Here is a 23,078-nt window from a genome sequence, read left to right on the forward strand (position 1 = left end):
CAATATGCACAGCGCCGGATGCGCGCTTCATTCATCTATTTCAACAGGACAGCGTTTATGACCAATCCATTACTGACGCCTTTTTCGTTGCCACCGTTTTCTAAAATCCTCCCTGAGCATGTGGTTCCGGCCGTTACCCAGTCGCTGAACAACTGCCGTGCGGCGGTAGAAAACGTGGTCGCGCAGGGCGTGCCGTACACCTGGGAAAATCTGTGTCAGCCGCTGGCCGAAGTGGACGACGTGCTGGGGCGTATCTTCTCCCCGGTGAGTCACCTGAACTCGGTGAAAAACAGCCCGGAGCTGCGTGAGGCCTACGAACAGACCCTGCCGCTGCTCTCTGAGTACAGCACCTGGGTCGGTCAGCATGAGGGGCTCTACAAAGCCTACCGCGACCTGCGCGACGGCGACCACTATGCCGAACTGAACACGGCGCAGAAAAAATCGGTCGATAACGCCCTGCGTGATTTCGAACTGTCCGGGATTGGCCTGCCAAAAGAAAAACAGGTTCGCTACGGCGAAATCGCCGCGCGCCTGTCCGAGCTGGGCAACCAGTACAGCAACAACGTCCTCGACGCCACCATGGGCTGGACGAAGCTGATTACCGATGAATCTGAACTGGCGGGTATGCCGGAAAGCGCGCTGGCGGCGGCAAAAGCCCAGGCCGAAGCGAAAGAGCAGGAAGGCTTCCTGTTAACGCTGGATATCCCAAGCTATCTGCCGGTGATGACCTACTGCGACAACCAGGCCCTGCGCGAAGAGATGTACCGCGCCTACAGCACCCGCGCCTCCGATCAGGGGCCGAATGCCGGTAAGTGGGATAACAGCCCGGTGATGGCGGAGATCCTCGCCCTGCGCCACGAGCTGGCACAGCTGCTGGGCTTCGACAGCTATGCCGATAAATCCCTTGCCACCAAAATGGCCGAGAACCCACAGCAGGTGCTCGACTTCCTAACCGATCTGGCGAAACGCGCCCGTCCTCAGGGTGAAAAAGAACTGGCTCAGCTGCGCGCCTTTGCGAAAGCGGAGTTCGGCGTGGACGAGCTTCAGCCGTGGGATATCGCGTACTACAGCGAAAAACAGAAACAGCATCTCTACAGCATCAGCGACGAACAGCTGCGTCCGTACTTCCCGGAAAACAAAGCCGTTAACGGCCTGTTCGAGGTGGTGAAACGCATCTACGGCATTACCGCGAAAGAGCGTACCGACATCGACGTCTGGCATCCGGACGTGCGCTTCTTCGAGCTGTATGACGAGAAAAACGAGCTGCGCGGCAGCTTCTATCTGGATCTTTACGCGCGTGAAAACAAACGTGGCGGGGCGTGGATGGACGACTGCGTGGGCCAGATGCGTAAAGCGGATGGTTCCCTGCAAAAACCGGTCGCCTACCTGACCTGTAACTTCAACCGCCCGGTGAGCGGCAAACCTGCGCTGTTTACCCACGATGAAGTGATCACCCTGTTCCACGAGTTCGGTCACGGCCTGCACCACATGCTGACCCGCATCGAAACCGCTGGCGTCGCCGGTATCAGCGGTGTGCCATGGGATGCGGTCGAGCTGCCAAGCCAGTTTATGGAAAACTGGTGCTGGGAGCCGGACGCGCTGGCATTTATCTCCGGCCATTACGAAACGGGCGAACCGCTGCCGAAAGAACTGCTGGATAAAATGCTGGCGGCGAAAAACTACCAGGCGGCGATGTTCATCCTGCGTCAGCTGGAGTTCGGCCTGTTCGACTTCCGCCTGCACGCCGAGTTCAGCCCGGAGCAGGGGGCGAAAATCCTCGAAACCCTGGCTGAGATTAAAAAGCAGGTCGCGGTTATTCCAGGCCCGACCTGGGGACGCTTCCCGCACGCGTTCAGCCATATCTTCGCAGGCGGGTACGCCGCAGGCTACTACAGCTACCTGTGGGCCGACGTGCTGGCGGCAGATGCCTTCTCGCGCTTCGAAGAAGAGGGGATTTTCAACCGCGAAACCGGTCAGTCGTTCCTTGATAACATCCTGACGCGCGGCGGTTCAGAAGAGCCTATGGAGCTGTTCAAACGCTTCCGTGGCCGCGAGCCGCAGCTGGATGCGATGCTGGAGCATTACGGAATCAAAGGCTGATTGCTACGTGAAGATCTGCTTAGTAGATGAAACAGGCGCCGGGGACGGCGCCTTATCTGTTCTGGCGGCCCGCTGGGGGCTGGAACATGATGAAGACAACCTGATGGCGCTGGTGATGACGCCGGAACATCTGGAGCTGCGCAAGCTCGATGAGCCAAAGCTTGGCGGGATTTTTGTCGATTTTGTCGGCGGCGCGATGGCGCACCGGCGTAAGTTTGGCGGCGGTCGCGGTGAAGCGGTGGCCAAAGCGGTCGGCATTAAAGGCAGCTATCTGCCGGACGTGGTGGATGCCACGGCGGGGCTGGGGCGCGATGCCTTTGTGCTGGCGTCTGTCGGCTGTCGGGTGCGGATGCTGGAGCGTAATCCAGTTGTCGCCGCGCTGCTCGACGACGGGCTGACGCGGGGCTACGCGGACCCGGAAATCGGCCCGTGGTTACAGGAACGTTTGCAACTTATTCATGCCTCCAGCCTGACGGCGCTGACCGATATCACCCCGCGCCCGCAGGTGGTCTATCTCGACCCCATGTTCCCGCATAAGCAGAAAAGCGCGCTGGTGAAGAAAGAGATGCGGGTTTTTCAGTCTCTGGTGGGGCCAGATTTAGATGCCGATGGCCTGCTGGAGCCGGCTCGTCAGCTGGCGACGAAGCGGGTGGTGGTGAAGCGGCCGGACTATGCGCCGCCGCTGGCGGACGTTGCGACCACTAACGCGGTGACCACCAAAGGACACCGATTTGATATTTATTCGGGAACGCCAGAATAAAAAAGCCGGGTGGCGGCTTCGCCTTACCCGGCCTACATTCAGTGCCGCTTGTAGGCCCGGTAAGCGTTAGCGCCACCGGGCTTTTTTGCACTTACTCGTCTTCTTCGTCACGCAGTGGAACAATCAGCATATCCACGTGTACGGTGTTAATCAGCTGGCGCGCGGAAGACATCAGCTTGCTCCAGAAGTCCTGGTGATGACCGCATACCACCAGGTCCATATCGTATTTCTTAATCGCATCAACCAGCACCTGGCCCAGATCGCCGCTACCGCTTAAGGTTTCAGTGATTGGATAGCCCGCGTTGGTAGAAAGCTCACTCAGCGCGTGGTGAGTCTCTTCGGAGATGCGTTTCTGCATATCGCCGAGATTCACGTCGATCAGACCGGTGTAGAGGTCGGAGTAATTCACATCAACGTGAATCAGCGAAACTTTCGCGTTGTAGGGACGTGCCATGGATACTGCTTTATCAACCAGCACTTTACTCTCCGGGGAGAGGTCTACCGCGATGAGAATGTGTTTGTAAGCCATAGTGTTACTCCTTCCTTAAGTTATCGATGACTAAATGGGAAAGCCGTCGTCTGATGCTTTCATTACGGCCCAGTTAAACATATTTTTCAAGCTTTGGTGTTGATAACGATTAACCTTGTGGCAAAAAAATTAACGGATCTCCTACACTATTTAATGAGCCGTTCGGATATTAAAACGCGAACCGGATCGACTTTTGGTCATTCTTTCACTGAACTGTCTGTCAGGGCATTGGGGTGCGGTAGCTCAGGAGCCTTGCTTCGTGGGCGGACGCCGGGGAGGATGTATGATTAGCACCGTCGCATTGTTTTGGGCGTTATGCGTGGTTTGCATAGTGAATATGGCGCGCTACTTCTCATCGTTACGTGCGCTGTTAGTGGTACTTCGTGGTTGCGATCCGTTGCTTTATCAGTATGTGGACGGTGGAGGGTTCTTCACCTCGCACGGACAGCCCAGCAAGCAGATGCGTCTGGTGGGGTATATCTACTACCAACGCTACCGCGATCACCACGATGAAGAGTTTATCCGTCGCTGCGAGCGCCTGCGTCGTCAGTTCATTTTGACCAGCGCCCTGTGTGGTCTGGTTGTGGTGAGTATGATTGCGCTGATGATTTGGCACTGAGCATAAAAAAAGCGGGCCAGTTTCCTGACCCGCTTTTTTGTCGCCTTCAGCCGATTAAATCAGCTTCAGCGAAATCCAGTACAGACCGCCAGACAGCAGGATGGACGCCGGGAGGGTGAACACCCAGGCCATCAGAATGTTGGTCACGGTTTTACGCTGCAAACCGCCGCCGTCAACAATCATGGTACCTGCCACGGACGAAGAGAGTACGTGGGTGGTGGAGACTGGCATACCGGTGTAGCTCGCCAGACCGATAGATACCGCTGCCGTCATCTGCGCGGACATACCCTGCGCATAGGTCATGCCTTTCTTACCGATCTTCTCACCGATGGTGGTCGCCACACGACGCCAGCCAATCATCGTACCGATACCCAGCGCCAGCGCGACCGCCATGATGATCCAGATTGGCGCGTACTCAATGGTGTTGAGCATATCGCCTTTCAGTTTCTTCAGCAGACGTTGGTCGTCAGCATTAACCTCTGGCAGCTTCGCGACTTTATCCGTCACGTCGGAGATACAGAGCATGATGCGACGCAGTTGACCACGCTGTTCAACAGCCAGTTTGTCATAGCTTTCGATATCGGCCAGCATACCTTTCGCACGTTCCAGCGCGTTAATCGCGTTTGCCGGATGGCAATGGAACTCGCCCGGTGCCGTCGTTGCGCCTGACTCCGGAGAAGGAATCAGCTGGTCCACGCCGGTCGCTTTCTTCAGCAAATCAGGATGCTGCTGGAAGTAAGTCTCAACGTTGTTTACCGCATCACGGGTACGGGTGATTTCGTAACCGGAGGCGTTCATGTTAACCACGAAGCCCGCCGGTGCGACGCCAATTAGAACCAGCATCACCAGGCCGATACCTTTCTGACCATCGTTCGCGCCATGAGAGAAGGCGACGCCAATAGCGGAAATGATCAGCGCGATACGCGTCCAGAACGGCGGCTTTTTCTTGCCGTCTTTCTTCTCACGCTCTGCTGGCGTCAGATGGATACGCGCACGTTTTTTCGTGTTGCTCCAGTAGCGACGCAGGATGAAAATCAAGCCACCCGCCACCACCAGACCGACGATAGGGGAGATGATCAGAGAGCCGAAAATACCGAGAACTTTCGGGATATTCAGCGCATCAACGACGGAGGTCCCGGTCATCAGGGCATTGGTTAACCCGATACCGATAATCGCGCCGATGAGGGTGTGAGAGCTGGATGCCGGCAGGCCGAAATACCAGGTACCGAGGTTCCAGATAATCGCAGCAAGCAGCATTGAGAACACCATGGCCAGGCCATGACCGGAACTCACGTTAAGCAGCAGATCCGTTGGCAGCATATGCACAATGGCATACGCAACGCTCAGTCCGCCCAGGAGGACACCAAAAAAGTTAAATACCGCCGCCATCACGACCGCAAGCTGCGATCGCATTGCGCGAGTGTAGATAACCGTTGCTACTGCGTTTGCAGTGTCGTGGAAGCCGTTGATCGCTTCGTAAAACAGCACAAAAACCAGAGCAAGCAATAATAAAAGCCCGGTATGTAAATCCAGGCCGGCAAACAAATGTAGCATAGGACGTTACGCCATTTTGAGGACATGAACGCGGCGCATTATCCAGGACAAATGCGCAACGGGCAAAGTGAAATATAGACTTTTTTTGACATACCACCTGATTTGAGAAATGTGCCTGAAAGGATAATCTTTAAATATCAATGAAATGGCTTTGTAATATCTTTTTACGCTGGTGCGACCACTGAGGAAACTTTACAATCCGCGGCAGTTAACGAAGAGGATTTTGACGTGGAAAGGTTTGATGCCGTAGTAATTGGCGCCGGTGCGGCGGGTATGTTTTGTGCGGCGATGGCCGGACAAGCGGGTCGTCGCGTGCTGCTGCTGGATAACGGAAAAAAGCCTGGCCGCAAGATCCTGATGTCTGGCGGCGGGCGATGCAACTTTACTAATCTTTATGTCGAGCCTGCGGCCTATTTGAGCCAGAACCGTCATTTTTGCAAATCTGCGCTGGCGCGCTACACCCAGTGGGATTTTATCGAGCTGGTGGGTAAACACGGTATCGCGTGGCATGAGAAGACGCTGGGACAGCTGTTCTGCGACGACTCCGCGCAGCAAATTGTCGATATGCTGGTGGCCGAGTGCGAAAAAGGCGGCGTAGTTATGCGCCTGCGCACCGAAGTGCTGGACGTCGCCCGTGACGAGCAGGGCTACACGCTGCAACTCAACGGTGAAACCGTCAGCGCCGATAACCTGGTGATCGCCAGCGGCGGCCTCTCGATGCCGGGGCTGGGCGCTTCACCGTTCGGCTATAAAATTGCCGAGCAGTTTGGCCTGAAGGTACTGCCCACCCGCGCCGGGCTGGTACCGTTCACGCTGCATAAGCCGCTGCTGGAACAGCTTCAGACGCTCTCCGGCGTGTCTGTGCCGTCGGTCATTACGGCCGAAGACGGCACGGTGTTCCGCGAAAATCTGCTCTTTACCCATCGCGGACTCTCGGGCCCGGCGGTATTGCAGATCTCCAGCTACTGGCAGCCGGGGGAGTTTGTCTCCGTAAACCTGGTGCCGGACTGCGATCTGGACGCCTTCCTTAACGAGCAACGCGCTGCGCACCCGAATCAAAGCCTGAAAAATACCCTGGCGATGCAGCTGCCGAAGCGTCTCGTGGAGTGCTTGCAGGTGTTAGGGCAAATTCCGGATGTCGCGCTCAAGCAGCTCAACAGCCGCGAGCAGGAAACGCTGGTGGAGACGCTGACGAACTGGCGCGTACAGCCAAACGGCACCGAAGGTTACCGCACGGCGGAAGTGACGCTGGGCGGCGTGGATACAAACGAACTCTCATCCCGCACGATGGAAGCCCGCAACGTGCCGGGTCTTTATTTCATTGGTGAAGTGATGGACGTGACCGGCTGGCTCGGCGGGTATAACTTCCAGTGGGCGTGGGCCAGTGCCTGGGCATGCGCGCAGGCACTCGCTGAAAAGAACGGTTAATATTTATTTTTTTAGCGTGCTGCGTCCTTAACGGGTCCACGCTTTTTATTGTGTGCATGGTGTTTTGTCTTCTTAAAAGGGTTGTCTATGTCTGCTGCTCATCTCGGTTTCCCGACGGAAACCGTTGTTGTCTTCGTGGTGATGGCCGTTGGGGCGATGTTTATCGACCTCTTCATGCACCGTCACGATAAACCGATCTCGCTGAAAAGCGCGGTCATGTGGTCCATCTTCTGGGTCATGATGGCGATGGCCTTCGCCGGATTCTTATACGTGCACCACGGCGCGGAGATGGCCAGTCTGTTCCTGACCGGCTATGCGCTGGAAGAGGTGCTCTCCGTCGACAACCTGTTTGTGATGATGGCGATCTTCGCCTGGTTCGGCGTGCCGGATAGATATCGTCACCGCGTGCTCTACTGGGGCGTGCTCGGGGCGATTGTGTTCCGTGGTATTTTTGTTGCCATTGGCACCAGCCTGCTGAGCCTGGGACCGTATGTTGAGGTCATTTTTGCGCTGGTCGTCGGCTGGACGGCGGTGATGATGCTGAAACGCAATGAAGAGAGCGATGAAGTAGAAGATTACTCCAACCATCTGGCGTACCGCCTGGTGAAACGCTTCTACCCGGTGTGGCCAAAAATCAGCAGCCATGCGTTTATCCTGACCCAGAAAGAGGTGGATGCCGAACTGGAGAAACCTGAAAACAAGGATGTGATGGTAGGCCGCGTGAAGAAGGCGAAGCGCTACGCGACGCCGCTGCTGCTCTGCGTCGCGGTGGTGGAGCTGTCCGACGTGATGTTCGCCTTCGATTCCGTACCCGCAATCATTGCCGTCAGCCGTGAGCCGCTGATCATCTACAGCGCCATGATGTTCGCGATCCTCGGCCTGCGTACCCTCTACTTCGTGCTGGAAGCGCTGAAGCAGTATCTGGTGCATCTGGAGAAAGCGGTAGTGTTACTGCTGTTCTTCGTGGCGTTCAAGCTGGGGCTGAATGCGACCGACCACTTCTGGCATCACGGTTATAACATCGGCGCCACGGCAAGCCTGTTTGTGGTGCTGGGGGGTACTGGCGCTGGGGATTATTGCGAGCGTGATGTTCCCGGGAAAACGTGAGGCCTGATGTACCGCTTTTCTCCCTCTCCCTGTGGGAGAGGGCCGGGGGTGAGGGCACCGGGCCGCACCTAACCCTTAATTGGTGAATTTCGGCGCTTGCTCGGATGATGAAAATGCCGCCAGTGCGGATCCTGCGCCGCCGCCAGCAACTCGTGGTCGCCACGCGTGTCGCCCCAGGCGCGCAGGTGATACGCGTTCAAATCCCCATACACCTTCTCCAGCCTCGCCACCTTCTGGGCACAACGGCAGTTGTGGCCGGTGATCCGCCCGGTCAGCTTGCCGTCTTTCACTTCCAGCTGCGTGCCAATCAGCTTAATGCCGAGCTTATCGGCCCACGGCTGCAATACCAGCGCCGGGGAAGCAGAGCAAATCGTCACTTCCGCACCGGAATTGACCTCGTTGGCGACGGCCAGCACACCTTCCGGGCGCATCAGCTTGTTCCAGTATTTTTCACAGAAGGCTTCCGCCTGCTGACGTAACCAGTGCTCATCCACCCCCGTCAGGAAGGTTTTGATCAACACCTCTTTCAGCTCATCTCGCGTCAGCTTGCGGCGCACACAGTGCAGCGTAGGCAGGGCCATGCGCACCAGTCGGCCAGCAAAGTAGCGCTTGCCAAAGGCAAAGCGCAGGAACGGGATAAAACTGTCGTGGTGCGTCAACGTACCATCAAAGTCAAAGACAGAGAGCACGCTGGACTTCGCCACGGCTTCGTCGGCAATCATATTGGTCATAAATACGTCTTAGCTGAAATACACATTCTGTTCACTAGTTTACCTGCTTTACCTTCACAGTCCTTATATCAGGTCGCATTTTTTCCTGAACCTGTGGCCTGACGGGTCAAACAATGTCATCCACCACGCCGCCGTCAACGCGCAGCGCCGCGCCGGAAGTCGCGGAGGCCTGCATGGAACAGACATATACCACCATATTTGCCACTTCTTCCACCGTGGCGGCGCGCTGGATCACCGAGCTGGGGCGATTCGCCATCACGAACTCTTTCGCCAGCTGTTCCAGCGATTTACCGGTTCTTTCGATCTCGTCTTTCATCATCGCGGCAAAACCGTCCGACATTGTCGGGCCCGGCAGCACGCTGTTCACCGTCACGCCACTGCCTGCCACGAACTTCGCCAGACCGCGCGCCAGCGAGAGCTGGGCGGTTTTTGTCACGCCATAGTGGATCATATCCGCAGGAATATTGCATGCCGATTCCGACGAGATAAACACTACCCGACCCCAGCCCTTTTGTACCATGCCGGGCAGCAGGGCACGAGAGAGGCGCACGCCGGACATCACGTTGGTCTGCCAGTAGCGTTCCCAGGTCTCGTCGTCGGTGGAATAAAAATCCTGCTGGCCATAGATCCCGGCGTTATTCACCAGAATATCGACGTGCGAGGCGACCCTGAGCAGTTCGTCAACGCCCTCCTGCGAGCTCAGATCGGCGATGGCGGCACGGACCTGTACGCCAGGCACCACCTGCTGTAGCGCCTGAATGCCTTTGTTCACCGAGTCGACGCTGCGCCCGTTCACGATCACTTCCGCACCGCTCTCCGCCAGCCCGCGGGCGATGGCAAACCCAATACCGCCGGTGGACGCGGTCACCAGCGCTACTTTCCCCGTTAAATCAATTTTCATCATTCGCTCCTTGTCATCTTATGGTTCAAAACTTAAAGCGTAGCAGTTGACGATGACGGCTCCTGTTTAAAAAGGCGCAACAGCGTCTCAACCTGCTCGTCCAGCGGGCTGAGGGAGCGTTTGACGATGAGGTGCAGCGGCGTGGCGCGACGTACGCCGTGGCTGAGCGGCAGCGTTTTAAGGATGCCCTGCTGGAGCGGGGTCTGAATGCGTTCTTCCGGTAACCAGCCGTATCCAACCTGATACATCACCGCTTCGATCGCGGCATCGATGGTGGAGAAGGTCCACGACTCCCCGGTAGAGTGAGCGGTGGGCCGGCTGTCTGCGATCTGAATGCGCGGCCACGGTCGTAGCATCTCGTCGTTAAGCGGTGTATCCAGCGCAAACAGCGGGTGAGCGTGATGCGCGACGGCAACAAAATCGATATTCATCAGCCATTCCCCCAGGCCGGTAATGTCCTGGCGGCGGGTTAAGACCATCACGTCGGCTTCATCATTGAGCGCATCCGCGCGGCTGTTTTCCAGCACCTCGGTAAGCCGCACCTGCGTTTGCGGGTACAGCTGCTGAAACTGGCGCAAAATCGCGAACAGCCGGCTGCGCGGAAAAATACTGTCTACCATCAGGTCGATACGGGTTCGCATCCCGCTGCGCAGGGTCGCAGCGCGCGTTTCAACATAGGCGAAGGCTTTCAGCAGCGGTTTAACCTGATTCAGCAACAGCTCACCCGCCGGTGTCTGCACGGCACGCCGTCCCTCTGTCATCAGGAGCGCCACGCCCAGCCGTTCCTGCAAAAGCGACAGGTTATAGCTGACCGAGGACTGGCTGCGGTGGGTCTCTTCCGCCGCCTTAGCGAAGCTGCCCGCCTCGATGACTCTCTCCAGCAAGGCCCATTGTTCGAGCGTCGTCTTGTGCATAATTAATCTAAATTTTGGATGAATTTGATTCAAACATAGCGTTATTCATTCATTTTTTGAAGGGGTACGATCGTCTCATCAAAACAAAGGAGACATCTTATGAGCACCTTCGATAAACATGATTTAAGCGGCTTCGTCGGTAAACATCTGGTATATACCTACGATAATGGCTGGAACTACGAAATTTACGTTAAAAACGAAAACACCCTGGACTACCGTATTCACAGTGGTCTGGTGGGCAACCGTTGGGTGAAAGATCAGCAGGCCTACATTGTCCGTGTTGGGGAGAGCATCTATAAAATTTCCTGGACGGAGCCAACCGGTACCGACGTGAGCCTGATCGTGAACCTGGGAGACAGCCTGTTCCACGGCACCATCTTCTTCCCGCGCTGGGTCATGAATAATCCGGAAAAAACCGTCTGCTTCCAGAACGATCACATTCCACTGATGAATAGCTACCGTGATGCCGGGCCAGCGTATCCAACCGAAGTGATTGATGAATTTGCCACCATCACCTTCGTGCGCGACTGCGGTGCGAATGACGACAGCGTTATTGCGTGCGCGGCCAGCGAGTTGCCAAAAAACTTTCCTGATAATTTAAAATAAGCGCGACAATTAACTAAAAAGGAAAGTTCCCGACTCATTTCATATTTATTGGAAATGGTCGGGGATTTTTTTATTTGTTGATGTTTGGTTTAGATAATTGACTTTAATACGGTGAGCGGAATCACATAATAAATAATTCATAATTACTTAACCTATTGTTTAATAATAAATTTATATCAATTCATTCCTCCTTTTTATCACCATCTTAATTTTTCCCTAAGAAATGAACGTTACCTTGAGATGAGTTTATGGTTCGTTGAAATAAACGCATCGGCATTTGGTTAATATCAAAAAGTTGCCATGCATAACTCAAGGAAATTAATAATGCGTGATTTTTTGCCTTTTTCCCGGCCCTCAATGGGCGCGGAGGAAATCGCCGCGGTCCAGGAGGTAGTAACCTCCGGCTGGATCACCACCGGGCCGAAAAATCAGATGCTTGAAGAGGCGTTCTGTACGCTGACGGGAAACCGTCATGCGATTGCCGTCTCCTCTGCCACGGCGGGGATGCACGTCACCCTGATGGCGATGGGGATTGGTCCCGGCGATGAGGTGATTACGCCCTCCCTGACCTGGGTATCGACGCTGAATATGATCGTGCTGCTGGGTGCCATACCGGTGATGATCGACGTCGACAGAGACACGCTGATGGTGACGCCTGAAGCGGTCGACGCCGCCGTTACGCCTCGCACCAAAGCCATTGTGCCGGTTCATTATGCGGGTGCGCCGTGCGATATTGACGCCATCCGCGCCGTCGGTGAACGTCACGGTATTCCTGTCATTGAAGACGCGGCCCATGCCGCCGGAACGTACTACCACAGCCGTCATGTGGGCTGGCGGGGCACCGCAATTTTCTCCTTCCACGCCATCAAAAACATGACCTGCGCCGAAGGTGGGCTGGTGGTGACGGATGACGAGCAGCTGGCGCAAAACATCCGTAGCCTGAAGTTCCACGGTCTGGGCGTTGATGCCTATGACCGCCAGACCCATGGCCGCGCGCCGCAGGCCGAGGTCATCACCCCGGGTTTTAAATACAACCTCGCGGATATCAACGCCGCGCTGGCGCTGGTGCAGCTCGGCAAGCTGGGCGAAGCCAACAGGCGCCGTCGCGACATTGCCGACCGCTATCGGCTTGAACTCTCGGATACCCCTTTCCAGCCGCTGCGCATTCCGTCCTGGCCGCATCTGCACGCCTGGCACCTGTTTATCATTCGCGTGGATGAGGCCCGGTGCGGCCTCTCGCGTGATGCCCTGATGGCCGCGCTGAAGGAGCAGGGCATCGGTACGGGCCTGCATTTCCGTGCGGCACATACGCAAAAATACTACCGCGAGCGTTTCCCTGATGTGTCGCTTCCGAACTCTGAATGGAACAGCGCGCGTATTTGTTCTCTCCCTCTTTTCCCGGACATGACCCATGACGACACAACCCGCGTCATTACCGCGCTCCATCAGCTTGCAGGACATTGATATGTTCAGTGCGCCGCCTGTACAAAAAGTTTCCGTGGTGATCCCGGTCTATAACGAGCAGGAGAGCCTGCCGGAACTGATCCGCCGCACGACTGCCGCCTGCGAGACGCTCGGCAAAGCTTATGAAATTCTGCTGGTGGACGACGGCAGCAGCGACGACTCCGCGCGGATGCTGACCGACGCCGCGCAAGCGGAGGGCAGCCACATTGTTGCCGTACTGCTCAACCGTAACTACGGCCAGCACTCGGCAATTATGGCCGGGTTCAGCCACGTTACGGGCGATCTGGTGATCACCCTGGATGCTGATCTGCAAAACCCGCCGGAAGAGATCCCGCGTCTGGTCGCCAAAGCCGACGAAGGCTACGACGTGGTCGGCACCGTGCGGCAAAACCGCCAGGACAGCCTGTTCCGTAAGCTGGCGTCTCGCACCATCAACCGTCTGATCCAGCGCACCACCGGTAAAGCGATGGGCGACTACGGCTGCATGCTGCGCGCCTATCGCCGCCACATCGTCGACGCCATGCTGCACTGCCACGAGCGCAGCACCTTCATTCCGATTCTGGCGAACACCTTTGCCCGTAAAGCGACGGAGATCCCGGTGCTGCACGCCGAGCGCGAGCACGGGGAGTCAAAATACAGCTTCATGCGTCTGATCAACCTGATGTACGACCTGATCACCTGCCTGACCACCACGCCGCTGCGCCTGTTGAGCGTGTTCGGCAGCGTTATCGCGCTGGCCGGGTTTGCGCTTTCCGTTCTGCTGGTCGTTCTGCGGCTGGTCTTTGGTCCCCAGTGGGCGGCGGAAGGGGTCTTTATGCTGTTTGCCGTGCTGTTCACGTTCATTGGCGCCCAGTTCATCGGTATGGGTCTGCTGGGTGAGTACATTGGCCGTATTTACAACGATGTTCGCGCGCGTCCGCGCTATTTTATTCAACGTGTTGTCCGTCAGGAGCACCTGGCATCTCAAGAGGAAAACCACCCATGAAAACCGTCGTCTTTGCCTATCACGATATGGGTTGCACGGGCACGCAAGCCTTGCTGGACGCAGGCTTCGACATTACCGCCATCTTCACCCATCCGGATGTTGCCGGGGAAAACCACTTCTTCGGCTCGGTGGCGCGTATTGCGGCTGAACACGGTATTCCGGTTTACGCCCCGGACGATGTGAACCATCCGCTGTGGGTGGATCGCATTCAGAAACTCGCGCCGGACGTGATTTTCTCTTTCTACTACCGCAATCTGCTTTGCGACGACATCCTGAGCGTGGCGACAAAAGGCGCATTTAACCTGCACGGCTCGCTGCTGCCTGCCTACCGTGGCCGTGCGCCGCTGAACTGGGCGCTGGTTAACGGTGAAACGGAAACCGGCGTAACGCTGCACAAAATGGTACGCCGTGCCGATGCGGGCGGTATCGTGGCACAGCTGAAAGTGGGCATTGGCGCTGATGAAACGGCGCTGGAGCTGCACCACAAGCTCTGCATCGCCGCGCAAAGCCTGCTTCGCGACGCGCTGCCGACGATCCGTCAGGGGACTTTTACCGAAACCGCGCAGGACGAAAGCAAGGCAAGCAGTTTTGGTCGCCGCACGCCGGAGGACGGGCGACTGGACTGGGCGAAACCGGCGCGTCAGCTGCATAACCTGGTGCGCGCCGTGACCGACCCGTGGCCGGGCGCGTACAGCTTCGCCGGGGTCAGTAAATTTATCGTCTGGAAATCCCGCGTGCGTGAGGACATTCCGGCGGCAAAACCGGGCACCGTCATCTCCGTCTCTCCGCTGATTGTGAGCTGCGGCGAGCAGGCGCTGGAGATCGTCACCGGACAAACGGATAACGGGCTGTACGTGCAGGGGGCGCAGCTGGCGCAGTCTCTTGGGCTGGTGGCGGGGGCGCTGATCACCAGCGCGCCGGTGGTGGCGATCAAACGCCGCACGCGCGTCTTAATCCTCGGCGTGAACGGGTTTATCGGTAACCATCTGACCGAACGGCTGCTGGAAGACGACAATTACGAGATCTACGGTCTCGATATCGGATCCGATGCGATCGGTCGATTCCTCACTAATCCCCGTTTCCACTTCGTTGAAGGGGACATCAGCATCCATTCCGAATGGATCGAGTACCACATCAAAAAATGTGACGTGGTGCTGCCGCTGGTGGCGATTGCCACCCCGATTGAATACACCCGTAACCCGCTGCGCGTGTTCGAACTCGATTTCGAAGAGAACCTGAAGATTATCCGCGACTGCGTGAAATACGATAAGCGCATCATCTTCCCGTCGACGTCGGAAGTGTACGGCATGTGTACCGACAATAACTTCGATGAAGACACCTCCAGTCTGGTGGTCGGGCCGATTAACAAGCAGCGCTGGATCTACTCCGTCTCCAAACAGCTGCTGGACCGCGTGATCTGGGCATACGGTGAGAAAGAGGGGCTACGCTTTACCCTGTTCCGCCCGTTTAACTGGATGGGGCCGCGCCTGGACAACCTGAACGCCGCGCGTATCGGCAGCTCCCGCGCTATCACCCAGCTGATCCTCAACCTGGTGGAAGGTTCGCCCATTAAGCTGATTGAAGGTGGCAAACAGAAACGTTGCTTCACCGATATCAGCGACGGTATTGAAGCGCTGTTCCGCATCATCGAAAACAAAGACGGCCGCTGTAACGGAGAGATCATCAACATCGGTAACCCGGACAACGAAGCGAGCATCCGCGAGCTGGCGGAAATGCTGCTGGCAAGCTTTGAACGTCACCCGCTGCGCAGCCAGTTCCCGCCGTTTGCCGGTTTCCGCGAAGTGGAGAGCAGCAGCTACTACGGCAAGGGTTATCAGGACGTTGAGCACCGCAAGCCGAGCATCCGCAATGCGAAGCGCTGCCTGAACTGGACGCCGACGGTGAAGATGGAGCAGACCATTGATGAAACGCTCGACTTCTTCCTGCGCACCGTGGAGCTGTCGGAACAGGCATCATGAAAAAGGTCGGTTTACGCATTGACGTCGACACCTTTCGCGGCACGCGCGAGGGTGTGCCGCGGCTGCTGGAACTGCTGAGCAAACACAACGTGCGCGCGACGCTTTTCTTCAGCGTCGGGCCAGACAATATGGGGCGTCACCTGTGGCGCCTGGTTAAACCGGCCTTTCTGTACAAAATGCTGCGCTCGCGCGCGGCATCGCTCTACGGCTGGAATATCCTGCTGGCCGGAACCGCATGGCCCGGCAGGCGCATCGGCGCGGAAAATGAAGCGATCATCTGCAAGGCCGCGCAGCATCATGAAGTGGGGCTGCACGCCTGGGATCACCATGCCTGGCAGGCCTGGGCGGGCGTGTGGGATATCCCCCGCCTGGCGCGTGAGGTTGAGCGCGGCGTGCTGGAGCTGGAAGCCATTACCGGCCAGCCTGTGCGCTGTTCCGCCGTGGCAGGATGGCGGGCCGACCAGCGCGTGGTGAAGGCCAAAGAACACTTTGCCTTTCGCTACAACAGCGATTGCCGGGGCACCGGACCGTTTTTACCGCTGCTGGGGGAAAACCGAACCGGCACGGTGCAGATTCCGGTCACTCTTCCGACGTGGGATGAAGTGGTCGGGCGCGAGGTGAGTGCCGACAGGTTTAACCGTTACATTCTGGATGCGATGCACCGCGATGCCGGTACGCCGGTTTATACCATCCATGCCGAAGTGGAAGGCATTGCGTATCAGCAGGATTTCGACGCGTTGCTTGCGCTGGCGGCGCAGGAGGGCATTCAGTTCTGCCCGTTAAGCCAGCTGTTGCCGGACGATCCTGGCACGCTGCCCCTTGGAAAAATCGTCCGTCGTGAAATGGCTGGCCGGGAAGGCTGGCTTGGCTATCAACAAACCGTGAGCCCGGCACTATGAAAACAGCCCGCTATGGCCTGACGCTTCTCGCCCTGTTTGTCGTTTACTACCTCCTTCCGGTCAACCTTCGCCTGTTATGGCAGCCAGATGAGACGCGCTATGCGGAAATCAGCCGCGAAATGCTGGCCTCCGGCGATTGGGTGGTCCCGCATTTCCTCGGGCTGCGTTACTTTGAAAAACCCATTGCCGGTTACTGGGTGAACAGCATCGGGCAATGGCTATTTGGACACACCAATTTTGCCGTTCGCGCGGGGGCGATATTCGGCACCGGGCTGACGGCGCTGCTGGTGATCTGGCTGGCCTGGCGTCTCTGGCAGGATAAGCGGGTGGCGATCTTCTCCGGCCTGATCTTCTTAACCCTGTTCCTGGTCTATGGCATCGGCACCTACGCCGTGCTGGATCCCATTATCACCCTCTGGCTGGTGGCGGCTATGTGCAGCTTCTGGCTGGCTTCGCAGGCGAAAACGATAGCCGGAAAAGCGGGGGGCTACATTCTGCTGGGGCTGGCCTGCGGCATGGGCGTCATGACCAAAGGCTTCCTGGCGCTGGCGGTACCGGTGATTGGCGTGCTGCCGTGGGTGATTGCGCAACGACGCTGGAAGGAGGTGCTGGTTTTCGGCTGGCTGGCGATCCTCAGCTGCGTACTTATCGTCCTGCCCTGGGGGCTGGCAATCGCTCAGCGTGAACCCGATTTCTGGCGTTACTTCTTCTGGGTGGAGCATATCCAGCGCTTTGCCCGGAGCGATGCCCAGCATAAAGCGCCGTTCTGGTACTATCTGCCGTTCCTCATCGCGGGAAGTCTGCCGTGGCTGGCGATGCTGCCCGGCGCGCTGCGCCTGGGATGGCGAGACAGAGAAAACGAGAGGGCGGGGCTTTATCTGCTGGGCTGGATCGTGATGCCGCTGCTGTTCTTCAGCATCGCCAAAGGCAAGCTGCCGACCTATATCCTGCCGTGCTTTGCGCCGCTGGCGATCCTGATGGCGCGCTACGCCTGCACCGTCGCTGAAAAAGCGTTACGTATTAACGGTGGGATCAATATCGCGTTTGGCGTGCTTGGCATGCTGGCGGCGCTGGTGGTATCGCCATGGGGGCTTGCTAAACATCCAGTCTGGACACCGGTCGAATTGTACAAAGTCTTCTGTGCCGTGGTGGCGTTTCTGGTCTGGGCCTCGGTGGGCTGGTTTACCCTTAAAAATCCGCAGCGCTGGTGGCTGGCGGCGCTTTGCCCTGCCGGACTGGCCCTGCTGGTGGGTTTTGCGATCCCGGACCGGGTAGTGGATTCTAAACAGCCGCAGTCGCTGGTGGATTCCGTTCGCGAGCCATTACAGATGAGTAAATTCGTCCTGGCGAACAACGTTGGTATAGCCTCCGGGCTGGCGTGGGAGCTTCAGCGTAATGACATCATTTTGTATGGGCAGAGCGGTGAGCTGAAATATGGCCTGGATTATCCGGACGCTAAGGGGCGTTTTGTGAGCAAAGATGATATCGCGCACTGGCTTGAAGCGCATCGTCAGCAGGGACCGGTGTCGCTGGTGATCCTGCTGTCGAAAAACGACGACCTGGCCCGCGCCGGGCTGCCAAAACCGGACAACCTGACGATTCAGGGGCGTCTGGCTTACCTGCAATATCTGCCGCAGTGATGGCCTGGATCTGGCTGGTGCTGGCAAGCCTGTTGAGCTGCGCAGGTCAACTGTGCCAGAAACAGGCGACCCGGGCAGGCGGCGGTCAGCAGGTCGCCCTGTGGCTTGGGCTGGCCCTGCTGATGCTGGGTGGCGGGATGGTTGCCTGGCTGGTGGTATTGCAGCATCTGCCCGTCGGGGTGGCGTACCCCATGCTGAGCCTTAACTTTGTCTGGGTAACGCTGGCGGCAAAAATCGTCTGGCATGAGCCTGTCCCGCTACGTCACTGGCTGGGCGTCGGGTTGATTATCGTCGGGGTTATTTTGCTGGGAGGAAGCCTGTGAACGGTGCGTGTTGGGCGTTATGCAGCGTAGTGTTAGTCAGCGTGGCGCAGCTGCTGCTGCGTCATGCGATGGTGACGCTGCCCCCGATGAGCGACGCTTTCTGGGCAGCCCTCTGGCATATAGCCCCCGGTACGGGCGCGCTGATGCTGGGGCTGACAGGCTATTGCGCCTCAATGGGCTGCTGGTATCTGGCATTGCATCGTATGGCGCTCAGCAAAGCGTATGCCTTGCTGAGCCTCAGTTACATCCTGGTGTGGAGTGCTGCAATTTTACTGCCCGGCTGGGGAGAATACTTTTCCTGGCGCGGGCTGGCGGGCGTCGGCTTGATTATACTCGGCGTGCTGGTCATTTTTATGCCGCAGAAATACCGGAGTAAGTAACCGCTTCCGCCGTTAAGGTGAAAGGCGTAGGGGTACAGACCGCCAGGCTCAGCGAGCCGAAGCGTAGCTGACTGACCGGGAGGGTCTGGGCGGTGCTGTCAATACTGACAATCTGCCACGCGCTGCCGCCACGCTGTTTGACGATCGCCTCTTTGCGCGTCCAGATGCGCCAGAATGCGGAAAGCTGCTCTTCCGGCGCTTCACGTTCCAGCTCGTCATGTTCGGTGAGGCTGAAAACGGCATTCGCCAGCGCCTGCCAGTTTTCCCGCGGGCGGATCACTTCGATATCGCAGCCCACTTCACCTTCATCGCTCATCAGCAGGGCAATGTCGTCCCCGCTGTGGCTCAGGTTAAACCACAGAGGATGGCCGTTAGCGAAGGCCGGTTTTCCCTGCTCGCCGTAAATTATCTCGGGAAGCGGTGAGGGGGATAAGGTTCTGGCGAGCAGCGTCCGGCCTGCAAGCCAGGAAGCGTGTCGTGCACCCTGAGGTGCCATGTCTGCGAGCGTTGACGCCAGCGGGTCCGCGCTAAGGGTGGAGATCTTTCCCAGTACAAACTGGTACATAGTTACGCCCAGCGTTTAATGATTATCGAGGTATTGATGCCGCCAAAGGCAAAGTTATTGCTCTGAATAAATTCGCAATCAATCGGGCGGGTTTCCCCCATAATATAATCTAAAGCGCCGCATTGCTCATCCGGTTGTCTTAAATTGAGCGTTGGCGTGAACCAACCCTCCCGCATCATGTGCAGACTCAGCAAGGCTTCCAGCGCGCCGCAGGCACCCAGAGTATGGCCGAAATAACTCTTTAAGGAAGAGATGGGCACGCTGTCGCCGAAAATGGCGGCGGTCGCCTGACTTTCGGCGATATCCCCGCGATCGGTTGCCGTGCCGTGGGCAGAAATGTAGCCAATCTCCTGAGGGCCAAGGCCCGCCATCGCCAGCGACTGCGCCATACACACCTGCATGGTTTCACGCTGGGGCTGGGTGATGTGCGCCGCATCGCAGTTGGTGGCAAAGCCCACGATCTCGCCATAGATTGTCGCCCCGCGCGCTCTGGCGTGATCCAGCTCTTCCAGCACCAGCGTGCCCGCCCCTTCGCCAATCACCAGGCCATCGCGCTGAACGTCAAACGGCGACGGCGTGGTTTTTGGCGCGTCGTTACGCTGGCTTGTGGCAAACAGGGTATCGAAAACCGCCGCTTCCGACGGGCACAGCTCTTCCGCGCCGCCTGCCACCATCACCGTCTGGTAGCCGTGACGAATCGCTTCCCAGGCGTAGCCAATCGCCTGGCTGCCAGAGGTACAGGCGCTCGAGGTGGGGATCACCCGTCCGCGCAGGCCAAAGAACAGCCCGGTATTCACCGCCGTGGTGTGCGGCATCATCTGCACGTAGGTGGTGCCGGTGATGTTGTGGGTGTGCTTTTCGGTGAGCATAGAGGCAAACTCGCTGACCGGCCCGGTGCTGCCGGTCGACGAGCCGTAGGCGATGCCGGTCTGACCGTTGGTCAGCACCGCGTCGTCGATCAGTCCCGCCTGCTCCAGCGCCAGCTCGGTGGCGCGGGTAGAGAGCAGCGACACCCGGCCCATGGCGCGAATGCGCTTACGGGTATAGTGAGCGGGGAGAGTGAAATCTTCAATCGGCGCGGCGAGCAGGGTTTGCAGGCCGTCATACGCCTGCCACTCCGTCATGGTACGCACCGCATTTTCATACTCGCGCAGACGGCGCGAGATGGTCGGCCAGTCCTCGCCGAACGCGGTGACGCCGCCCATGCCCGTAATCACTACCCGGCGGGTCATAGCATGCCTCCGTTAATCGAAATCACCTGACGCGTCACATAGCCTGCTTTATCCGACATCAGGTAACTCGCCAGCCCGGCGACCTCCTCGGCCTGGCCCATACGCTGCATCGGGATCATCGACATCGCCGCGTGCAGCGCGGCTTCGTCCATCTCGATCATGCCGGTATCGATCAGCCCCGGCGCGATGCAGTTGACGGTGATTTTGCGTTTTGCCAGCTCGGTGGCGAGCGCTTTGGTGGCGCCGATGATCCCGGCTTTCGCCGCGCTGTAGTTCACCTGCCCACGGTTGCCCATAATGCCTGACACCGACGACAGGGTGATGATCCGCCCGCCCTTGCGGGTGCCGATCATCGGCATAATGCAGGGATGAATGACGTTATAAAAACTGTCGAGATTGGTGTGGATCACGCTGTCCCAGTCATCGTCGCTGAGCGCCGGAAAAGCACCGTCGCGGGTAATACCGGCGTTACTGACCACGCCATACCACGCGCCGTGGTCAGCGATCTCCTGTTCCAGCACCGTGCGGCACTGCTCGCGGTTGCCCACGTCGAAGGTGAGTAAACGGCCCGCGCCGCCTGCCTGGACAATCGCTTCCAGCGTCTCCTGCGCGCCCGCTTCATCACGATGGTAATGCACGCCGACGGTGTAACCGTCCGCCGCAAGCTGAAGGGCGATAGCGCGGCCAATGCCTTTGCTGGCGCCGGTGACCAGTACGGATCTCATGATGGTGTTCCCTGGTTGAAAAGTGTGGTTAATTCATCCTCGCTCGGCTGGAAGGTGTTCACGCGGCCCGTGGCGAGGGAGACATTATCCGCATGAATGGCGCACTCGAAGCTGCCAAAGCGTTCATCCTGCATCAGACGTTCGATGGTGATGGTCAGCGTGCAGCCTGCGGCAAAATGCCCTGCGTCGCACACCAGCTCGCGCGCGCCCAGCACCATGCCCAGCGCACAGTGCGGCAGCCCTTTTTGCATCCGGTGCCATTCAGACCAGACGCCCACGGTCTGGGCCATCAGCTCCAGCGCAAACCAGCCAGGCAGGTTGCCGTCCGCGTCCAGGAACGGAGCCAGAACGCCCCGATCGTTCACCGTCACGCTGCAAACGGCGCGGTCATCGGTGACGTTTTCCACGCTCTCAAGCAGCAGCATCGGCGTGTCGTGAGGAAGATAATCCCCGGGAGGTAAGTAGCGCATCATACCCTCCCCAGCAGAAGGCTGGCGTTGTTGCCGCCAAACGCGAAGGAGTTTGACAGGATCGCCGGTTTATTCAGCGGTGCGCTCTGGTGCAGCAGGCCGAAGGCGGGCAGGGTGTCGTCTGGCGCGTAGCGGGAAAAATCCTGCGGCGGCAGCGGCAGGTCTCGGGTCAGGATCAGCCAGCTCAGGGCGGCCTCGGTGATCCCCGCTGCGCCCAGCGTGTGGCCGGTAAGATGTTTCGTGGAGCTGCACGGCACGCGGTCGCCAAAGAGATCGTGGATCACCTGCGCCTCAATGCGATCGTTCAGCGGCGTGGCGGTGCCGTGCAGGTTGATATAGCCGACGTCCGCCGCCGTCATGCCCGCCTCGTTCAGCGCCTGGTTGATGGCGCGGATCGCCCCTTCGCCCTGCGGATGCGGGGCGGAAATATGGTACGCATCGCTGGATTCCCCCGCGCCCAGGAGCGCAACCTCGCCCGGCTCGCGGGTCAGCACCATCAGTGCCGCCGCTTCGCCAATGGTGATCCCCCGACGGTGGCGGCCAAACGGTTCGCACAGGGTTGGGGAGAAGGACTCCAGGCTGTTGAAGCCGTTGACCGGCATGCGGCTCAGGCTGTCGGCCCCGCCGACGATGGCGACGTCCACCAGCCCGGCGTCAATCAGACGACGACCGCTGACGATCGCCCGCGCGCTGGAGGAGCAGGCGGTTGAGATGGTATACGCCGGGCCGTCCAGCGCAAGCCAGCGGGCGAGAAAGCGCGACGGATCGCCCAGCTCCTGCTGCGGATATTGCCACTGCGGGCTGCTCTCGCCGTTCTGCGCGCGGCGCACGTACTCATCACCCTCGTCCAGCCCGGAGGTGCTGGTGCCCAGAACAACCGCCACGCGGTCGCGCCCCACGCGCGCAATGGCCGCATCGACGGCGGGCCGGATTTGCGCCAGCGCCGCCAGCAGCAGTTGGTTGTTGCGGCTGCGATGCGCAGAAAAAGACCCGGGGACAGGGGGAAGTTCACCCTCTACGCCCCCCAGCACGGCCTCGGGTAAGCCCTGTAGCCAGCCTGCACGCTGGCGCATCCCGGGGGCCACACCAGCGATCAGGTTCGCCGCTATTTCATCAGCCGAGTTGCCGAGTGCGTTGACCATGCCAACGGCAGAAAGGTAAATCATC

The 23,078-nt window shown here is 58.4% G+C and carries 22 protein-coding genes and 1 pseudogene; 13 read left to right on the plus strand and 10 right to left on the minus strand.

What is annotated here, in order from left to right; translation table 11 throughout:
- Positions 1-57: 57 nt before the first annotated feature.
- Both prlC and rsmJ read left to right on the plus strand, forming a co-directional pair.
- On the plus strand, positions 58-2,100 hold the full coding sequence (prlC, locus tag KTH07_RS21740) for an oligopeptidase A (RefSeq protein ID WP_017693817.1): 2,043 nt from the start codon (positions 58-60) through the stop codon (positions 2,098-2,100).
- A gap of 7 nt (positions 2,101-2,107) precedes the next feature.
- Positions 2,108-2,860, plus strand: coding sequence for a 16S rRNA (guanine(1516)-N(2))-methyltransferase RsmJ (gene rsmJ, locus KTH07_RS21745; RefSeq protein WP_017693818.1), 753 nt, complete (start codon positions 2,108-2,110; stop codon positions 2,858-2,860).
- Between the two features lie 91 nt (positions 2,861-2,951).
- Here rsmJ and uspA read toward each other — a convergent pair whose 3' ends face one another.
- The gene (uspA, locus tag KTH07_RS21750; RefSeq protein ID WP_003861223.1) at positions 2,952-3,389 is read right to left on the minus strand and encodes a universal stress protein UspA; all 438 of its coding nucleotides are present in this window, start codon (positions 3,387-3,389) and stop codon (positions 2,952-2,954) included.
- Positions 3,390-3,672: 283 nt separating this feature from the next.
- On the opposite strand from uspA, the gene uspB reads away from it, so the two are divergent.
- The gene (gene uspB, locus KTH07_RS21755; RefSeq protein ID WP_003861224.1) at positions 3,673-4,008 is read left to right on the plus strand and encodes a universal stress protein UspB; all 336 of its coding nucleotides are present in this window, start codon (positions 3,673-3,675) and stop codon (positions 4,006-4,008) included.
- Between the two features lie 54 nt (positions 4,009-4,062).
- On the opposite strand, the gene pitA is transcribed toward uspB, so the two are convergent.
- Positions 4,063-5,562 carry an inorganic phosphate transporter PitA gene (gene pitA, locus KTH07_RS21760; RefSeq protein WP_003861225.1) on the minus strand — a complete coding sequence of 500 codons (1,500 nt, stop codon included), beginning with the start codon at positions 5,560-5,562 and terminating at the stop codon, positions 4,063-4,065.
- Between the two features lie 228 nt (positions 5,563-5,790).
- On the opposite strand from pitA, the gene KTH07_RS21765 reads away from it, so the two are divergent.
- Both KTH07_RS21765 and KTH07_RS21770 read left to right on the plus strand, forming a co-directional pair.
- Positions 5,791-6,990, plus strand: coding sequence for an NAD(P)/FAD-dependent oxidoreductase (locus KTH07_RS21765; protein WP_003861226.1), 1,200 nt, complete (start codon positions 5,791-5,793; stop codon positions 6,988-6,990).
- A gap of 87 nt (positions 6,991-7,077) precedes the next feature.
- Positions 7,078-8,104, plus strand: a pseudogene (locus KTH07_RS21770) (TerC/Alx family metal homeostasis membrane protein).
- Between the two features lie 61 nt (positions 8,105-8,165).
- Here KTH07_RS21770 and KTH07_RS21775 read toward each other — a convergent pair.
- The 3 genes from KTH07_RS21775 to KTH07_RS21785 all read right to left on the minus strand — a co-directional run bounded on the left by KTH07_RS21775 (position 8,166) and on the right by KTH07_RS21785 (position 10,643).
- Positions 8,166-8,828, minus strand: coding sequence for an HAD family hydrolase (locus KTH07_RS21775; RefSeq protein ID WP_003861228.1), 663 nt, complete (start codon positions 8,826-8,828; stop codon positions 8,166-8,168).
- Positions 8,829-8,934: 106 nt separating this feature from the next.
- A complete protein-coding gene (locus tag KTH07_RS21780) occupies positions 8,935-9,729 on the minus strand; it encodes an SDR family NAD(P)-dependent oxidoreductase (protein ID WP_017384097.1) in 795 nt (264 codons plus the stop codon).
- Between the two features lie 32 nt (positions 9,730-9,761).
- A complete protein-coding gene (locus tag KTH07_RS21785) occupies positions 9,762-10,643 on the minus strand; it encodes a LysR family transcriptional regulator (protein ID WP_032620971.1) in 882 nt (293 codons plus the stop codon).
- 99 nt (positions 10,644-10,742) lie between these two features.
- Between KTH07_RS21785 and KTH07_RS21790 the strand changes: the two genes are divergently transcribed.
- The 8 genes from KTH07_RS21790 to arnF all read left to right on the plus strand — a co-directional run bounded on the left by KTH07_RS21790 (position 10,743) and on the right by arnF (position 18,919).
- Positions 10,743-11,249, plus strand: a complete 507-nt coding sequence (locus KTH07_RS21790; RefSeq protein ID WP_017384099.1) for a phenolic acid decarboxylase — start codon at positions 10,743-10,745, stop codon at positions 11,247-11,249.
- A gap of 324 nt (positions 11,250-11,573) precedes the next feature.
- Positions 11,574-12,713, plus strand: a complete 1,140-nt coding sequence (gene arnB, locus KTH07_RS21795; RefSeq protein ID WP_023304576.1) for a UDP-4-amino-4-deoxy-L-arabinose aminotransferase — start codon at positions 11,574-11,576, stop codon at positions 12,711-12,713.
- A gap of 1 nt (position 12,714) precedes the next feature.
- Positions 12,715-13,698 carry an undecaprenyl-phosphate 4-deoxy-4-formamido-L-arabinose transferase gene (arnC, locus tag KTH07_RS21800; protein ID WP_017693824.1) on the plus strand — a complete coding sequence of 328 codons (984 nt, stop codon included), beginning with the start codon at positions 12,715-12,717 and terminating at the stop codon, positions 13,696-13,698.
- Positions 13,695-15,677 (plus strand): bifunctional UDP-4-amino-4-deoxy-L-arabinose formyltransferase/UDP-glucuronic acid oxidase ArnA, encoded by a 1,983-nt coding sequence (gene arnA / locus KTH07_RS21805; protein WP_015571500.1) that lies wholly within the window; start codon positions 13,695-13,697, stop codon positions 15,675-15,677. The genes arnC and arnA overlap by 4 nt, the downstream gene beginning before the upstream one ends.
- Positions 15,674-16,576, plus strand: coding sequence for a 4-deoxy-4-formamido-L-arabinose-phosphoundecaprenol deformylase (gene arnD, locus KTH07_RS21810; RefSeq protein ID WP_032620972.1), 903 nt, complete (start codon positions 15,674-15,676; stop codon positions 16,574-16,576). The genes arnA and arnD overlap by 4 nt, the downstream gene beginning before the upstream one ends.
- On the plus strand, positions 16,573-18,216 hold the full coding sequence (gene arnT, locus KTH07_RS21815; RefSeq protein WP_032634189.1) for a lipid IV(A) 4-amino-4-deoxy-L-arabinosyltransferase: 1,644 nt from the start codon (positions 16,573-16,575) through the stop codon (positions 18,214-18,216). Before arnD ends, arnT begins: the two co-directional genes overlap by 4 nt.
- The gene (arnE, locus tag KTH07_RS21820; RefSeq protein WP_015571497.1) at positions 18,216-18,539 is read left to right on the plus strand and encodes a 4-amino-4-deoxy-L-arabinose-phosphoundecaprenol flippase subunit ArnE; all 324 of its coding nucleotides are present in this window, start codon (positions 18,216-18,218) and stop codon (positions 18,537-18,539) included. The genes arnT and arnE overlap by 1 nt, the downstream gene beginning before the upstream one ends.
- Positions 18,536-18,919 carry a 4-amino-4-deoxy-L-arabinose-phosphoundecaprenol flippase subunit ArnF gene (gene arnF / locus KTH07_RS21825; RefSeq protein ID WP_017693827.1) on the plus strand — a complete coding sequence of 128 codons (384 nt, stop codon included), beginning with the start codon at positions 18,536-18,538 and terminating at the stop codon, positions 18,917-18,919. The genes arnE and arnF overlap by 4 nt, the downstream gene beginning before the upstream one ends.
- On the opposite strand, the gene acpT is transcribed toward arnF, so the two are convergent.
- Genes acpT through KTH07_RS21850 form a run of 5 tightly spaced genes read right to left on the minus strand, consistent with a single transcriptional unit; the run spans position 18,891 to position 23,077 of the window.
- The gene (gene acpT, locus KTH07_RS21830; RefSeq protein ID WP_015571496.1) at positions 18,891-19,484 is read right to left on the minus strand and encodes a 4'-phosphopantetheinyl transferase AcpT; all 594 of its coding nucleotides are present in this window, start codon (positions 19,482-19,484) and stop codon (positions 18,891-18,893) included. The two genes, arnF and acpT, sit on opposite strands and share 29 nt — an antisense overlap.
- 2 nt (positions 19,485-19,486) lie before the next feature.
- Positions 19,487-20,716, minus strand: a complete 1,230-nt coding sequence (locus KTH07_RS21835) for a beta-ketoacyl-ACP synthase (RefSeq protein WP_015571495.1) — start codon at positions 20,714-20,716, stop codon at positions 19,487-19,489.
- A complete protein-coding gene (locus KTH07_RS21840; protein ID WP_032620974.1) occupies positions 20,713-21,444 on the minus strand; it encodes a 3-ketoacyl-ACP reductase FabG2 in 732 nt (243 codons plus the stop codon). Before KTH07_RS21840 ends, KTH07_RS21835 begins: the two co-directional genes overlap by 4 nt.
- On the minus strand, positions 21,438-21,914 hold the full coding sequence (locus KTH07_RS21845) for a 3-hydroxy-fatty acyl-ACP dehydratase (RefSeq protein WP_094314641.1): 477 nt from the start codon (positions 21,912-21,914) through the stop codon (positions 21,438-21,440). Before KTH07_RS21845 ends, KTH07_RS21840 begins: the two co-directional genes overlap by 7 nt.
- A complete protein-coding gene (locus KTH07_RS21850; protein ID WP_023304573.1) occupies positions 21,911-23,077 on the minus strand; it encodes a beta-ketoacyl-[acyl-carrier-protein] synthase family protein in 1,167 nt (388 codons plus the stop codon). Before KTH07_RS21850 ends, KTH07_RS21845 begins: the two co-directional genes overlap by 4 nt.
- Position 23,078: the final 1 nt, after the last annotated feature.

The sequence above is a fragment of the Enterobacter cloacae complex sp. ECL72 genome (genome assembly GCF_019056635.1).
GTDB classification, from domain to species: Bacteria; Pseudomonadota; Gammaproteobacteria; order Enterobacterales; family Enterobacteriaceae; genus Enterobacter; species Enterobacter hormaechei_C.

Coding starts and splice junctions, on each gene's coding strand:
- prlC (WP_017693817.1), top strand. CDS start 58: ATGACCAATCCATTACTGACGCCTTTTTCGTTGCCACCGTTTTCTAAA.
- uspA (WP_003861223.1), bottom strand. CDS start 3,389: ATGGCTTACAAACACATTCTCATCGCGGTAGACCTCTCCCCGGAGAGT.
- uspB (WP_003861224.1), top strand. CDS start 3,673: ATGATTAGCACCGTCGCATTGTTTTGGGCGTTATGCGTGGTTTGCATA.
- pitA (WP_003861225.1), bottom strand. CDS start 5,562: ATGCTACATTTGTTTGCCGGCCTGGATTTACATACCGGGCTTTTATTA.
- KTH07_RS21775 (WP_003861228.1), bottom strand. CDS start 8,828: ATGACCAATATGATTGCCGACGAAGCCGTGGCGAAGTCCAGCGTGCTC.
- KTH07_RS21780 (WP_017384097.1), bottom strand. CDS start 9,729: ATGAAAATTGATTTAACGGGGAAAGTAGCGCTGGTGACCGCGTCCACC.
- KTH07_RS21785 (WP_032620971.1), bottom strand. CDS start 10,643: ATGCACAAGACGACGCTCGAACAATGGGCCTTGCTGGAGAGAGTCATC.
- KTH07_RS21790 (WP_017384099.1), top strand. CDS start 10,743: ATGAGCACCTTCGATAAACATGATTTAAGCGGCTTCGTCGGTAAACAT.
- arnB (WP_023304576.1), top strand. CDS start 11,574: ATGCGTGATTTTTTGCCTTTTTCCCGGCCCTCAATGGGCGCGGAGGAA.
- arnC (WP_017693824.1), top strand. CDS start 12,715: ATGTTCAGTGCGCCGCCTGTACAAAAAGTTTCCGTGGTGATCCCGGTC.
- arnA (WP_015571500.1), top strand. CDS start 13,695: ATGAAAACCGTCGTCTTTGCCTATCACGATATGGGTTGCACGGGCACG.
- arnD (WP_032620972.1), top strand. CDS start 15,674: ATGAAAAAGGTCGGTTTACGCATTGACGTCGACACCTTTCGCGGCACG.
- arnT (WP_032634189.1), top strand. CDS start 16,573: ATGAAAACAGCCCGCTATGGCCTGACGCTTCTCGCCCTGTTTGTCGTT.
- arnE (WP_015571497.1), top strand. CDS start 18,216: ATGGCCTGGATCTGGCTGGTGCTGGCAAGCCTGTTGAGCTGCGCAGGT.
- acpT (WP_015571496.1), bottom strand. CDS start 19,484: ATGTACCAGTTTGTACTGGGAAAGATCTCCACCCTTAGCGCGGACCCG.
- KTH07_RS21835 (WP_015571495.1), bottom strand. CDS start 20,716: ATGACCCGCCGGGTAGTGATTACGGGCATGGGCGGCGTCACCGCGTTC.
- KTH07_RS21845 (WP_094314641.1), bottom strand. CDS start 21,914: ATGATGCGCTACTTACCTCCCGGGGATTATCTTCCTCACGACACGCCG.
- KTH07_RS21850 (WP_023304573.1), bottom strand. CDS start 23,077: ATGATTTACCTTTCTGCCGTTGGCATGGTCAACGCACTCGGCAACTCG.